The organism is Stenomitos rutilans (assembly GCF_059505485.1).
Genome location: NZ_JCACKR010000053.1, coordinates 82,859 through 95,627, shown reverse-complemented (window position 1 = coordinate 95,627; position 12,769 = coordinate 82,859). Strand labels below are relative to the sequence as shown.

Genomic DNA, 12,769 nt, shown 5'->3' with positions numbered 1-12,769 from the left:
TCATCACGCCAAAACCCAGTATCTTATCTGTCACTCCTTTTTTTTAATTTGGTATAAACATCAGCAATGGGGTCATTGGCTTCGTAGATTGATTGTTGCAGCGAAAGCGTCACTAGCTCTAAATGCGGCTGAAGGCGATCGTAGTCAGCTTTAGGCAAGGCTGCTAGCAATCGCTTTCCCGGCGGCTGATTGGTTTGAGTATCGGACATTAAGACTAGACTTTATGCTTCCAAGAGCTAGTACGCAACAGGCAGGCAACAAACGCTACAAGGCTTTTATGAGTAGATTGAATGTCTCTACAGCGGCTTTCTTTCAAAGTGGCAATTTTTCCTGGAACCCTACCTTATGTCTGAAAGTGTACTGATCAGTCTTCAAAGATTTGATTCGATATCTTGTGAGGCTGTTTATTTGGGCTTAGGCGTGTGTTCTATTCCATTCACCTCACTAATGGTCTAGTCGAACTTCACTTGCTGGAACAAGAACATGTGGTGGACGCCCAAGAAGGGCGCTTAATCTCGACTCAAAAGGGCTATCAAACAGCATGGGAGTCTGCGATCGCTCTGGCAAAAGAAAAGCAGTTACCACTGGTCGATCGTACAAAGTAAGCGGCGTTAGTGAGCAAAACCAAAGTACCTCAATCCACGTGCGTTGTGCGCGTTTAGAGGGATCGTTGTGTAAGTCAAACAGACAGGGAGCGAAGTTCATGAATAAGATCCGTATCGCCCTTATCGAAGATCATGATCTGACCCGTCTTGGTCTACGCCTGATCTTTGAGCGGTATCCTGAGATTGAAATTGTTGGTGAAGCCGCAGACGGCACAACCGGGGCCATGCTCTTAAAGACGATGAACCCCGATGTAGCCGTATTGGATCTGGGCCTTCCAGGCATGAGCGGTATTGAGGTGATCCGCCACTATAAGAAAACGTTGGATACTGCGTCAAACCAAACCAAATTTATGGTTTTGACCCTGCAAGAAGAAGCGCAGACAGTTTTAGCGGCTGTTGCTGCCGGAGCAGACTCTTATTGCTTAAAAAATTTACCGGGCGAGCAGCTTGTAGAAGCGCTTCAAAGCACCTATCAAGGCGACAGTTGGCTTGATCCCACGATTACCCGACTGATTTTAGACCGTCAACGAACGGTTGCTATCACGGCTGCTTCTAAATCAGGCCAAGTAAACATTACAGCTGATGAGACCCAACAGGCCGTGTTGGAGTCTTATCCATTGACGCGGCGTGAACTGGAGATCTTAGGCATGATTGTGGATGGAGCTAGCAACGCCTACATTGCTGAAACGTGTTACATCACGATCGGGACGGTCAAAACGCATGTCCGCAATATTCTCAATAAGCTGAGTGTGGACGATCGAACCCAAGCGGCTGTGCGCGCTTTACGCGCTGGGTTGGTTGCTTAAACTTTCAATACCAAGCTAAATTGTGATGACGGCAGATTGTGTAGGGGTAGGTTTTGTCTCAAACAAGCACACAAGTAGTATCTTGAATGCAAACCTACCCCTACGACTGGCCCCTTGTTAAACCAATTCCATGTGGATTTGCAGACAAATGCAGGTTGGATTGAGTCTAGCGAAACCCAGAAAAGCCAAGCCTCTGTTGGGTTTTACGCTGTTCTACCTAACCTGCAATTCTGCGCGTCTTTAAAGAGAATTGGTATAGCGAGCAGAATGACCAAAACGGGTTTAGCATTCTGCACTGATCAAAACAGCCAGATATCACTCCAACGATTTACCTGTTTTGCTGAGTAATTTGCCAAACTTTTGAATGGGACCTTTGAGACCCCGATGCGCTTCTGAAGCAGCCTCACTAGTTTGTTCACCAAGCTGGGTTAGTGCTTCGGCAATGTCAGAGGCATTTGCGTTTTTGCGCTTGAGGATTTGTTTGAGCTCTTTCAAACCATTCGAGATCTCTTTCAAGCTCTCGTTGTCAGATTTGTGCAAGAGGCCATACCAGTGATCGATCGCACCCACAGCCGTATCGGTATCAACCTCAGTCAAATCACCCTGCAGCGTTTCGCTCAGCGACTCGATTTGTTCCACCGCTTCTCTGTCTTCAGCTTTACCCAATGCTTGACCAGCCTTAGACAACTGCTTACCTAGCTTCTGTAGAGAGGTTTTTACCCCTTTATCTGCATCAGCAGCAATGTCACTGGTTTGGTCGCCAATGTGAGAAAGCACTTCGCCAATGTCGTGCCCTGTCGCTTTGCCACCCTTCAGGAGTTGCTTGAGTTCTTTCAATCCACCAGCAAGCTCTTTGAGTTCTGGCTCTTTGGCTTTTTGCAACAGCCCATGCCACTCGTCGATCGCACCGAGAGCGGCGTCTGTGTCGATTGATGACAAATCGCCGCTTAATGTCTCCAGCAAAGACTCTAATGCCTGAGTATCATCATTCGCACCACGGTCAGCCGCAACTGCTTTTGATGAAGTGTCACTTTGATTGTGTTTTTGGTCGTCTTGTTGGGAAGCACTTTGCTTGCTCTTGGGATCTTGCTTAGTAGCCATATGATGATGTGACAAAAAATGAAGTACAGGCATTAGCCTATAAAGCAAATGGCATTGATCCCTCATACTAAAGAGCCAATGTCAGAGCCAGTTGCAGTGCGCCGAGATGACTCGATCGAAAGAGGTTTTATGCTGCTTTTTTAATCTACGCGCGATCGCTGTCCTGTTTAAAACATCGTTAACCGCGATCGGTCTCATCGCGACCTCTGCCGCACTGTAGATTTATCGTTCTTTGAGAATCACTACAGTTGCAATGTTGAATGTAGGAAACCGAGAGCGATGTCGAAAGAACCACGTTTGGATGAACAGGTCATTTCGCAGGTGGCTCATGCGGGCTTGTCTAGCCAGGTAGAGGCGGCAGAAGATCTCAATGTTGACGTGCAAACGGATGCGTTGAAGGCCGCTCAAGGTAAAGCTGATTCGGTTGCAGTAAGCGGACACGGCGTTGTGGTACAGAAGGTGCGGGTGCACGATGTAACCGTACAAACCGATCGTCTTGCAGTGAACCCGCTTAGCCTTTTGCTGGGGCAGTTGAAACTGGATCACCCCCTTGATGCCACAGCTCAGGTTGTGCTGACAGAAGCCGACTTGAACCAAGCGATGCAGGCGGAGGCCGTTACCAGCAGGCTGCCTACTTTAGAAATGAAGGTTGAAGGAGAGCCTGTCAGCATAGAACTGGTGCATCCGATCGCGGTCAAACTACCTGCGGATGGCAAGATTGCACTCAATGGTGCTGCGCTGCTATACGAACGGGAGGCCATTCGACAGGTTGGGTTTTCAGTGGTGCTAATGCCCCGCACTGATGAACGACCCGTACTGATGGAATCGTTTGTGTGTGAGCCAGGAGAAGGGCTGTCGATCGAGTTTGTTATTGCTCTCATGCAAACGTTCAACAAATTATTGGCATTACCGTATATCGAAATTGAAGGCATAGCGATTCGGGTCAAACGCTTAAGCATCCAGTCAGGCAAGATGCTGGTTGAAACCGAAGCTCATATCCCTCAAATGCCTCCGCTATAGACGTATTAATCCAACAACAAATTGGATGGGAGGGCAAGACTGGCGCTCTACTTTAGTGTTTAGGGCTTTCTCAACCGCTAGAGAGAGGCCGGATACCAGCAGAATTTCTATTGTGTAAGCGCCATGAATTGAGCACAACGAGTTGGGTGGAGATGAATCATCAATGAGGTGAAAGAAAGTGCTGCGATCGACGTTATTGGCAAGTCTCGCTACTGCGGTCGCCTACAGCACCATGATTCAGGCTTAAATGCCCAAGCCTTACGGTTTGTTTCAAGTCAAAATTGACGCTCAACCGATCGCGCTGAAATAGCGCTGATGAACCTTACATTGATTATCAGGAACTTTATGACTGACACCACCGTTACAAAAGTCGATGCTCAATTTTCGCCCAAAGGTGAGATGGGGCAGAAGTATCTAGCAACCGGGAAAAAAGTCTCCATGCGTCTGTGGGAAAATGAGCAGCCTGGTGAAGCAAAACCCGCGACCAGTCGAGCGTATGAGACGGTCGGTTATGTGATCGCAGGTCGAGCAGAACTGCATCTAGAAGGACAAATGGTTGTGCTAGAACCGGGCAACTCTTGGACGATTCCTGAAGGGGCATCCCATACTTACAAAATTTTGGAGCCGTTCACAGCCATTGAAGCGACTTGCCCGCCTGCATTAGCGCATGGACGCGATCAGTAACTGGATGTAATTAAATTGAAGATACTGTTGGGGGTGGAGGGGTTGAAACCCCTTATCTGAGGCAAAGCTATCTGCTGCGAACCATGACAGGCCTCAACCAGAAGGCCTTTGAAGCCCTGCTGCCAAGTTTTGCCCAAGCCTATGAGCAACGTCAACGCTGGGCGGGACAGACCAGCTCTCACTCCCCTTTGACCAGGGAACGCCGTAAGCGCTGGTAGCATGGCAGCGGCCAACGCTGTCACTCAAGTGAGCGCTCACGCTCTTGCTTAGCTTGGTGCTGCTCAACTTCTATCAGTTTCGCCTCTCCAAGTAGAGCTGTCAGAAGATCTTGGTTAACTGCCAAGCGCTGCCTACTGCGGCACGAAAACAAACTTTTATCGTGTCAACGTTTGAGGTGCTCCTGCTTCTCAGTAGGTTCAACTGGTACACTCCTTAACGGGAATGGAGGTTTGCCTACCACTCAAACCCCAGCTCTAGCGTTTACGCCTTTCGACCGAAGGACAGTAACTATACCACCTGGTATGGCTAGTAAGCATACAATTCAACCATTCATCCTCTATGTCTGGAATCGAACAATTAGCGCTAGCAGATCTTGTACGCGAGACTCGTCAGCGCCTACAACTCTCGCAAGTCAAGTTTGCCACAAAGCTAGGAGTTTCATTTCAGAGTGTGAATCGCTGGGAAAACGGGCGGACAAAGCCCTTACCTGTGGCTTTGAAACAGATTGAGCACTTGCTGCAACATATGGGCGAGACTGGCAAGGATTTGCTGCTTAAGTACTTTCCTGAATGAGGATGGAGTTCCTATGACTGGTAACTTCCACTGCTCTATCTTGTCAAGCAATGGTTCATCTCAAAACAGCGCTCAAGGCATTAATAGCTGGATTCTTAGAAGTAGGCTTCATAGGAAGCTTAGAACCCGCCTGAAAAGCCGCTCGATAGAGTAAAGGGGTCGATTAGAGACCCCACAAATGACACGACTAGCTTGCCGTAGCGACCTCACCTCTGCCCAGTGGAACCTGCTTGCACCTCATATTCCTGCGGCAAAACCCGGTGGACGACCGCGAACATTGAATCTGCAAGAAGTGTGCAATGCCATCTTCTCTTCATCCGCAATGATTGCCAATGGCGCGACTTAACCCCACGACTTTCCGAAGTGGCAAAGCGTGTGCTCCTACTTTCACCTTTGGAGTAAAGACGGGACTTGGCAGAAGCTCAATGACCTGTTGCGGGTGCAAGTTCGCGAACAAGCCGGACGCAAGGCACAACCGAGTGCAGGGGCAGTATTGACAGTCAATCGGTCAAAACCGCAGGCAAGGCGGACGAGAAGGGCTTTGATGGTGGTAAGAAAATCAAAGGACGCAAGCGCACGATTTTGGTTGATACGATGGGGTTGCTCCTGGCGATATGCGTCCACAGCGCTGGTCGCTCTGACCATGCGGAGCTGACCTTGTTGACGTTCTTCTGCGCCTCGCTCTGGTCGTGCCTGCAACTGATTTGGGTCGACAGCACCTTTGGCGGCAAGGACTTTATCGCGAAGGTCAAGCAGCGCTACGGTCGGAAGTTGGAAGTGGTCAAACGCTCCGATGACGTTAAGGGCTTCGTCCTGCTGCCCAAGCGGTGGGTGGTTGAGCGCACTTTCTCTTGGCTGGAACATTTTCGTCGCCTCCGTAAGGACTACGAATACTTGCCAACTCGTAGTGAAGCCATGATCTACGCGGCGATGGTGCACCTCATGCTCAGGCGTTTAGCGCCTGCTGATGCAACTGCTTAACTTTTCAAACCGCTTCTAAGATCTAGCTACAATCAAATCTCTAAATGATTAGTAAGTCCAACAGCTTGTTTGGTGATTTATGTTGAAACTAAAAGCTTTAGCTGCGATCGCTGCAATTGCTTGCTCTGCCTGCGCTGATGATACGTGTGAGGGACGGGTTAAAGCACAAAGAACTGGAAATCCTGAACATTTGAAGCAACTTCTACAGACAAAACAATGTCAGGGGTGTGATTTGCGAGGAGCCAATCTACGTGGCGCTAATCTCATGGGTGCTAACTTGCAAGGAACCAGTCTGATTGATGCAGATCTTACAAACGCAAATTTGCAAGGCGCGGATCTTCGGGGTGCCACCTTTTATTGGCACGATGGTGGTCACTTTGGATGTCGCACCACACTTGTAACCAAATTTGTTGGTGCAGACCTGCGGCAGAGTAATTTGAGTGGCACGCGCTTATCAGCTGTGATCTTTCTTGGAGCAAATTTACAACAAGCAAATTTGATGCGTACAACGTTATCTGGAGCCGACTTGAATCGAGCAGATTTGAGGGAAGCTAACTTGTCACAAGCTACGCTATATAAAGCACTCTTAAATCAAGCAAATTTTAGCCAGGCACTACTAGTCAATGCAAATTTTGAGCAAGCTGTTGCACTTAAGACAACATTTGAGCAAGCAGATTTAACTGGAGCAAGCTTTTATGAAGCTCATCTGCGAGGAGCAAGTTTTAGACAAGCAAATTTAAGTCAAACAAACCTACAAGCCACCGATTTAAGAGAAGTTAACTGGAACGCTGCAAAGCTTAGTACAGCTAAGTTTCCTAGAGGATTTCGCCCTTCTAATGGCTCTTCGTCTAATTAATGATTTTTCAACACAACCATTTGCTTAAGGAATCGACAACAGGATGTTTTGAATCGTTGAGGTTAAGTGCAGTAGCTTGGGCAGAAAGAGGTTGTCTGAAAGAGTCAAAGGCGATCGAGGGTTCCAATTGAGTCGTTTCGAGGTGCGATGGCAATGACACGATCGCCGCTTCCATTACCTGCATGGTTGCATTGGTTAGAGACATGCCCCAGCACAAACACCTGGTCGATCGCGCATCTTGCCAAATTGCAGCATGGTGATGTCGTCTTTACACCACGGCAAACGGCTGGACGTGGGCAGCATGGGCGCAGTTGGTACTCACCAGAAGGCGTATTAACAGCAAGCTTTGTGTTAGAAGTTCCCGTTGCCCAATTACCTGTTATTAGTCTGGGGGCAGGATTAGCAGTGATTTATGCGGTTGAAGATTCGCTACCAGCCTTGCAAGGCGTGCTGCAATTGAAATGGCCCAACGATGTATTGTTAGAGGGTCGAAAACTGGCAGGCATTTTGTGCGAAGCCAGTGCTCACGGTAATATGAGTCGCGTTGTCGTCGGGATTGGGTTGAATCGTCAGGTGGAGTTTGAGCAAGCGGAGTTGAATGAACGCACGATCGGTCAGGCTATTAGTTTGCACCACGTTTCGCCAGTGGTACCCGAACCGCTTTTGCTGCTAGAACGCTTACGCCATTATTTGCTCCAGACAGCAGGCTTGCTGCAATCAGCATCGAATGATCCGTTAGGCAGTGCCCAATTAAACGCATTGCTGCCCGCACTCCGCAGTCGAGATGCATTACTGGGCCAACCTATCACAGTTGAATTGAATGGCGGATGCATTGCAGGTGAAGCGGCTGGCATCAGCGATCTTGGTCATCTCCTGTTGCAGCTTCCTAATGGTGAAGTGCGATCGTTCGTTTCAGGACACATTCTTTGGCAGCAGCGTGGGGGGCGATCGTCGTATTGAAATTGCTAATGCAATGAATGTAGAACGTTTCGAGGCTGGAGGTGGAGCGATCGAGACGACATGCTAGTCTGATCTATCAACGGAGGAAGAACAGGGCTGTTAGATGAAACCTTAGCTCCCGGTATTAATCAGCAGAACTGACGGATAACACCCCAAAAACATGGAATTAAGCAGCAGGTCTTCTGCATAATTCCTTAAAAGAGGGTACTATCCCACCACTTTGACAAATAATTCTGAAGAAATGGGTGCTTATCCAGCGGATCTGACACTTAATACATAGTTATACGCCATGTGAATGTCACATGCCGGACGTTTCTGGTCAAGAATGAGAGGAAATGATATGGCTCTTAAGCGCATGGACAACGTTGGCATCGTGGTGGAATCCCTCGACACCGCCATCTCTTTTTTCGCCGAGCTTGGTATGAAGCTCGAAGGGCGAACCACGATCGAAGGAGAATGGGCCGGGCGCGTCACCGGACTGGGCCTCCAGCGCGTCGAGATCGCCATGATGGTCACTCCCGATGGACACAGTCGGCTCGAGCTCTCTCGCTTTCTTACCCCGCCTGTAGTCGCTGATCACCGGAACGCCCCGGTGAACGCGTTCGGCTACCTCCGCGTCATGTTCACCGTGGACGACATCGACGAGCTGCTTGCCAAGCTCTGCAAGCGCGGCGCACAGCTCGTTGGCGAAGTGGTGCAGTACGGGGACTCGTATCGGCTCTGCTACATCCGCGGCCCCGAAGGACTGCTCATCGGGCTCGCCGAGCAACTTGGGTAAAGCGTCCCCATAGAGGCGCAGAAGCGCACGTGCTTTGCGGCAAGCGAACGGCCGTTGGGATACTTTCATTGGCGTATAACAATCGGTTGCAGCGGACGACCCGCTGCGCGGCCCATCGCTGAACCGGAGCGTTATACCACTAGATCGCGATGGGGACGGAATTGAGAGGTTATTGATGAAATGTCACTGCTGGTTGAATAAGTTTAAGTTTTGGCTTAAGGCGTAGCCACATCATTCTGATGTGGGCAAGATCGCTATCCAGCAATAGATTCAATCTGGAAATACTGCCTTAAGTAGGCAATGAGTAGCTTCTTGGTTTCTACAAGAACTTGTTGCCTGAAATGACGATCGCGAGTCAGTGAGAGAATTTCCAGCACACTACCTACTTCCACGCTGACGATCGCAATGAGATCTCGTTGCTCTGGTTCAAGTAAAGGATTACGAACCGCAAAAAAGTCTGCTAGCTGCTGGACAATGGCTTGATTAAACGCTGTATCCATCGACAGAATTTCGGTTGAGATCAGACGCGACTGAACAAAAACGGCTCGATAGCCAGGATTCGCTGCAACGAAGCGATCGAAGGCATCAATCATGTGATTAATGTAGTCCTCAAGCGGCAGGTGAATCGTTTCATCCGTGTGCAGGGCTGTGAATAGTTCCTGCAATTGGTTGAAATAGCGATTGGCTAAGGCATGAAAGACTGCCAACTTATCTGGAAAAAAGCGGTATAGCCCACCGACCGACGTATTTGCCTGGGCTGCAATATCGTCTGTGGTCACCGCATCGTATCCAACCTCAGCAAATAGTGCTGCTGCCGCATCCAAAATGCGATCGAACCGCTCTCGACTGCGTGCTTGTTTGGGCAGTCGCCAGCGAGGTGCTTGAGGTGCTTGCTCAAATGTTTCAGCCATAGCTCAAAGTTGGGTTGACAAACGCGAGGTTTATCTCGTATTTTGAAGTCACGAGGTTTATCTCGCGTTCTTAAGTCTACTGTACTGCAATGGAGGAAGCGACTGTGCAACAAAATTCTCAACGGCTCGAAACCAAACCAGGCGCACCCCAGTTTGACAATCTCCTTGCCTGGCATACCGGACAGCTTTTTGACGGTCTCTTTGCCTGGTATGCCGAGATGCGCCGTCATCCCGTGTTCTATGACTCTGGGCGTGAAAGCTGGATGGTGTTTGGCTACCAGGATGTGAAACGAGTGTTCAGCGATTGGCAAACTTTTTCCTCCCGCATTCCCCATCCACCCGATCAAACCGACTTCACTCAAAGCCTTAACTTCACCGATCCACCCAAACATCGATCGCTCCGTTCTCTGGCTCAACAGGTCTTCACTCCCCATCGAGTGGAGAAACTTGCTCCCCGGATGACTGCAATCACCCATGAACTGCTCGATCGCGTGGTCGAGCAAGGTCAGATGGATTTCATGCATGACTTGGCGACTCCTGTGCCGATTATTGTCATTGCCGAAATCTTGGGCATACCTCTAGAAGACCGTGAGGATTTCAAACGCTGGTCTGATGGCATCGTTACCTTTGACCCCACTGCCCTGCAAGCGATGGCTGACTACTTCCGTGACTTGATTGGGCAGCGTCGAGGCAAACCGCGTAACGACTTAATTAGCGATTTGATTGCGGCCCACGAGGGTGGAGAAAAGCTGACGGCTCAGGAGCTTGTGGATTTCTGCATTGTGCTCCTCGTCGGCGGGAACGAAACAACCACCAACCTGTTAGGAAATGCGATCCTCTGCTTCAACGAATACCCGCAGGCGTTTGAGCAGTTGAAGCATGAGCCATCCTTGCTGCCACTGGCGATCGAAGAAGTCTTGCGCTACCGATCGTCGATTCAAGCCATGCAGCGAATGACCATAACAGAGACGCAACTCGGCAATCAAATGATTCCGCCTGGACAGATCGTGACGGTTTGGCTGGGTGCTGCCAATCGAGACGAGACGCAGTTTGAGCAAGCGGAAACGTTTGTGGTCGATCGCAATCCCAATCCCCATCTTGCTTTTGGCAATGGAATCCACTTTTGTTTGGGTGCGCCCCTAGCTCGCCTGGAAGGAAAACTGGTGCTACAGGCAGTCCTGGAGCGATTGCCAAATCTGCAAATCGATCCGACTGCGGCGCTGGAATTCATTCCCTCTAGCGATATCCACGGAGTCAAATCTCTACCCGTTTTGTTCTGATTCATTCAACTCACAACACTTTTAACGGAGGCAATCATGCAAACTGTAACGAAGGAAATAATGACAGAGAACCGCGGTATCCGCATCTCCTACGGGTTCTTCTTCGGCATGAGTTTTCTGATCTGGCTGAGCGCAACGGTGGTGCTGCGGTTGTGGGGACATACCTTTTTTATGCCTAACAACAATGTGAGCATGGTTAGCAATTTCCTGTTCTCCCTGACTTTTCTGCCGCTGCTGGTTCAGGCAATTTTGCGATGGCAGAAAGTGCCGCCGCATCAGCGCTTGGAGGCTGCTGTTTGTCTAGCCATTCCTGGAATGCTGCTCGATGTTGCGACAACCTACTTTTTCACCCACGCTTTTCCAACTATTTTGCCGATTGCTGCTGGTGCCTTTGGTGCGTGGTTGCTTTGGGGCTGCGCGATCGTGCTGTTAACAGGACTGATCACAAGTCACAGCAGTAAATCACAGTCCCTATAGCCATTGCCTGAGATGCCAGAATGAGGAGTTATTAGAATGTCACTGCTAAGTTATCTGGTAGCGATCGCCGCGATTGATAGTCTCAATCCGACTGCCACTGCAATTCAGGTTTATTTATTGACGACTCCTAAACCTGTCAGTCGATCGATCGCCTTCATTACTGGCATCTTTTTAGCGTACTGGATGGTCGGCTTGTGCGCGACGCTGGGACTTGCCAGATTCATCCAGTGGGTATTGGCGACTCAGGGTGAGTGGGTGGATGTCATGCAGTTCGTGTTAGGGATCGCGCTGCTTTACACAGGGTATGCTCTCAATTCACCCACTCACGCGAATCAACCCGTCAAAAGCGAGCCTAATTCGCTACAGCCGATTCACACGTTTTTACTGGGCACAAGCGTCACACTTTTAGAGACTCCCACCGCGTTTCCTTATCTTGCCGCGATCGAGCGGATTGCTCGTACCAAGCTCAGTTTGCTCGACCTGGCAGGATTTTTAGGAATCTACAACTTCGTGTTTGTCATGCCCTTAATTGGATTGCTAGGCATTTACATTGTCTTCCAAAGCAGGAGTACCAAACTTTTAAAGCGGGTTAATCAAGCGATTACAAAGTGGTCGCCTAAAATTCTGCGGGTGTTGCTGCTGCTAATGGGTGCTTTTCTCTTAGCTGACAGCAGTGCAGCCATTTTGGGTCGTCTACTGCGATCGCTGCAATGAGCTGAGCTAGATTTTAGGTAAAAGAGCGGTATAACTAGCGCATTGCGGCGGACTCATTCAAACCCGAAGCATTGCAACAATTCTTACCGCCGCTGAACGCAATAATTGTTATGCTGCAGTCCTTCAGTGGTAGCAGCCAGAAGATCATCGGCGAAAACTTCAGTGCTAAAATTTGCCTGACGGTCGGTTGAAATAAAATCATTTCATGCTTACTCAATTCACGCTAGAAACGACCAGATTGATCCTGCGCCCCTTATCCCTTGAAGATGTGCCGTCAATTCAATGTGTGGCGAGTCGTCGTGAAGTTGCCGATACTATGATTTCTATCCCTCACCCATATCCTAAAGATGAGGCGGAGCAATACCTACGAAGGCGAATTGCAGAGTTTAAGGCAGGGTCTTTAGTTTCATTTGCAATTGAACGCAAATTTGACAAGGCATTTTGCGGAGTTATCGAGATTCGAGATGTTGAAAAAGAGCATTCTCAAGCTGAATTGAGTTTTTGGTTGGCAGTTGAGGTGTGGGGACAAGGGTATATGAGCGAGGTCTTAAAACCTATGCTTCGCTTTGGATTTGAAAATTTAGATCTCAATAGACTTTATGCTTATCACATGACTAGAAATTCAGGCTCAGGCAAAGTATTGCAGAAAAATGGGTTTGTACAAGAAGGGTTGCTGCGTCAGCGAGTACGAAAATGGGGAGTGTTTGAAGATGTAAAGTTATGGGCAATTTTGCGAAGAGATTGGCATAGCGAAGTGGCGTAACAACCCGGTCAGAACGGACTGCTGAGAAACCTAGGTGTTGT

General features: G+C 49.1%; 15 protein-coding genes and 1 pseudogene. 13 read left to right on the top strand and 3 right to left on the bottom strand.

All coding sequences use genetic code 11. The features are described from left to right. Positions 1 to 23: 23 nt before the first annotated feature. Positions 24 to 209 (bottom strand): hypothetical protein, encoded by a 186-nt coding sequence (locus tag AC5JLP_RS09445; RefSeq protein ID WP_496067680.1) that lies wholly within the window; start codon positions 207 to 209, stop codon positions 24 to 26. Positions 210 to 422: 213 nt separating this feature from the next. Between AC5JLP_RS09445 and AC5JLP_RS09440 the strand changes: the two genes are divergently transcribed. Together AC5JLP_RS09440 and AC5JLP_RS09435 are read left to right on the top strand one after the other, a co-directional pair. Then, positions 423 to 605 (top strand): hypothetical protein, encoded by a 183-nt coding sequence (locus tag AC5JLP_RS09440; RefSeq protein ID WP_496067679.1) that lies wholly within the window; start codon positions 423 to 425, stop codon positions 603 to 605. Positions 606 to 703: 98 nt separating this feature from the next. Further along, the gene (locus AC5JLP_RS09435) at positions 704 to 1,411 is read left to right on the top strand and encodes a response regulator (RefSeq protein WP_496067678.1); all 708 of its coding nucleotides are present in this window, start codon (positions 704 to 706) and stop codon (positions 1,409 to 1,411) included. A 315-nt stretch (positions 1,412 to 1,726) separates the two neighbouring features. On the opposite strand, the gene AC5JLP_RS09430 is transcribed toward AC5JLP_RS09435, so the two are convergent. Further along, positions 1,727 to 2,512, bottom strand: a complete 786-nt coding sequence (locus tag AC5JLP_RS09430) for a hypothetical protein (protein ID WP_496067677.1) — start codon at positions 2,510 to 2,512, stop codon at positions 1,727 to 1,729. Positions 2,513 to 2,791: 279 nt separating this feature from the next. Here AC5JLP_RS09430 and AC5JLP_RS09425 point away from each other — a divergent pair, with 279 nt between their 5' ends. From AC5JLP_RS09425 to AC5JLP_RS09395, 7 genes and pseudogenes are all read left to right on the top strand, one after another. After that, positions 2,792 to 3,532, top strand: a complete 741-nt coding sequence (locus AC5JLP_RS09425; RefSeq protein WP_496067676.1) for an LmeA family phospholipid-binding protein — start codon at positions 2,792 to 2,794, stop codon at positions 3,530 to 3,532. 345 nt (positions 3,533 to 3,877) lie between these two features. Next, positions 3,878 to 4,216, top strand: a complete 339-nt coding sequence (locus AC5JLP_RS09420; protein ID WP_496067675.1) for a cupin domain-containing protein — start codon at positions 3,878 to 3,880, stop codon at positions 4,214 to 4,216. A 558-nt stretch (positions 4,217 to 4,774) separates the two neighbouring features. After that, entirely contained in the window at positions 4,775 to 5,008 is a 234-nt protein-coding gene (locus AC5JLP_RS09415) for a helix-turn-helix domain-containing protein (RefSeq protein WP_496067674.1), read from the top strand. A 178-nt stretch (positions 5,009 to 5,186) separates the two neighbouring features. After that, positions 5,187 to 5,989, top strand: a pseudogene (locus AC5JLP_RS09410) (IS5 family transposase). Between the two features lie 79 nt (positions 5,990 to 6,068). Next, a complete protein-coding gene (locus AC5JLP_RS09405) occupies positions 6,069 to 6,845 on the top strand; it encodes a pentapeptide repeat-containing protein (protein WP_496067673.1) in 777 nt (258 codons plus the stop codon). A gap of 153 nt (positions 6,846 to 6,998) precedes the next feature. Next, positions 6,999 to 7,805 carry a biotin--[acetyl-CoA-carboxylase] ligase gene (locus AC5JLP_RS09400; RefSeq protein WP_496067672.1) on the top strand — a complete coding sequence of 269 codons (807 nt, stop codon included), beginning with the start codon at positions 6,999 to 7,001 and terminating at the stop codon, positions 7,803 to 7,805. A 340-nt stretch (positions 7,806 to 8,145) separates the two neighbouring features. Further along, a complete protein-coding gene (locus tag AC5JLP_RS09395) occupies positions 8,146 to 8,583 on the top strand; it encodes a VOC family protein (protein ID WP_496067671.1) in 438 nt (145 codons plus the stop codon). Positions 8,584 to 8,837: 254 nt separating this feature from the next. Here the strand turns inward: AC5JLP_RS09395 and AC5JLP_RS09390 are convergent, their stop codons facing one another. Then, positions 8,838 to 9,494 carry a TetR/AcrR family transcriptional regulator gene (locus tag AC5JLP_RS09390; protein WP_496067670.1) on the bottom strand — a complete coding sequence of 219 codons (657 nt, stop codon included), beginning with the start codon at positions 9,492 to 9,494 and terminating at the stop codon, positions 8,838 to 8,840. A 104-nt stretch (positions 9,495 to 9,598) separates the two neighbouring features. On the opposite strand from AC5JLP_RS09390, the gene AC5JLP_RS09385 reads away from it, so the two are divergent. The 4 genes from AC5JLP_RS09385 to AC5JLP_RS09370 all read left to right on the top strand — a co-directional run bounded on the left by AC5JLP_RS09385 (position 9,599) and on the right by AC5JLP_RS09370 (position 12,728). Further along, positions 9,599 to 10,774 (top strand): cytochrome P450, encoded by a 1,176-nt coding sequence (locus tag AC5JLP_RS09385; RefSeq protein WP_496067669.1) that lies wholly within the window; start codon positions 9,599 to 9,601, stop codon positions 10,772 to 10,774. 60 nt (positions 10,775 to 10,834) lie between these two features. Then, positions 10,835 to 11,251, top strand: coding sequence for a DUF5367 domain-containing protein (locus AC5JLP_RS09380; RefSeq protein WP_496067668.1), 417 nt, complete (start codon positions 10,835 to 10,837; stop codon positions 11,249 to 11,251). 36 nt (positions 11,252 to 11,287) lie between these two features. Beyond that, entirely contained in the window at positions 11,288 to 11,965 is a 678-nt protein-coding gene (locus AC5JLP_RS09375; RefSeq protein WP_496067667.1) for a GAP family protein, read from the top strand. Positions 11,966 to 12,170: 205 nt separating this feature from the next. Further along, the gene (locus AC5JLP_RS09370) at positions 12,171 to 12,728 is read left to right on the top strand and encodes a GNAT family N-acetyltransferase (RefSeq protein WP_496067666.1); all 558 of its coding nucleotides are present in this window, start codon (positions 12,171 to 12,173) and stop codon (positions 12,726 to 12,728) included. Positions 12,729 to 12,769: the final 41 nt, after the last annotated feature.

Coding starts and splice junctions, on each gene's coding strand:
- AC5JLP_RS09445 (WP_496067680.1), bottom strand. CDS start 209: ATGTCCGATACTCAAACCAATCAGCCGCCGGGAAAGCGATTGCTAGCA.
- AC5JLP_RS09435 (WP_496067678.1), top strand. CDS start 704: ATGAATAAGATCCGTATCGCCCTTATCGAAGATCATGATCTGACCCGT.
- AC5JLP_RS09430 (WP_496067677.1), bottom strand. CDS start 2,512: ATGGCTACTAAGCAAGATCCCAAGAGCAAGCAAAGTGCTTCCCAACAA.
- AC5JLP_RS09425 (WP_496067676.1), top strand. CDS start 2,792: ATGTCGAAAGAACCACGTTTGGATGAACAGGTCATTTCGCAGGTGGCT.
- AC5JLP_RS09420 (WP_496067675.1), top strand. CDS start 3,878: ATGACTGACACCACCGTTACAAAAGTCGATGCTCAATTTTCGCCCAAA.
- AC5JLP_RS09415 (WP_496067674.1), top strand. CDS start 4,775: ATGTCTGGAATCGAACAATTAGCGCTAGCAGATCTTGTACGCGAGACT.
- AC5JLP_RS09405 (WP_496067673.1), top strand. CDS start 6,069: ATGTTGAAACTAAAAGCTTTAGCTGCGATCGCTGCAATTGCTTGCTCT.
- AC5JLP_RS09400 (WP_496067672.1), top strand. CDS start 6,999: ATGACACGATCGCCGCTTCCATTACCTGCATGGTTGCATTGGTTAGAG.
- AC5JLP_RS09395 (WP_496067671.1), top strand. CDS start 8,146: ATGGCTCTTAAGCGCATGGACAACGTTGGCATCGTGGTGGAATCCCTC.
- AC5JLP_RS09390 (WP_496067670.1), bottom strand. CDS start 9,494: ATGGCTGAAACATTTGAGCAAGCACCTCAAGCACCTCGCTGGCGACTG.
- AC5JLP_RS09380 (WP_496067668.1), top strand. CDS start 10,835: ATGACAGAGAACCGCGGTATCCGCATCTCCTACGGGTTCTTCTTCGGC.
- AC5JLP_RS09375 (WP_496067667.1), top strand. CDS start 11,288: ATGTCACTGCTAAGTTATCTGGTAGCGATCGCCGCGATTGATAGTCTC.
- AC5JLP_RS09370 (WP_496067666.1), top strand. CDS start 12,171: ATGCTTACTCAATTCACGCTAGAAACGACCAGATTGATCCTGCGCCCC.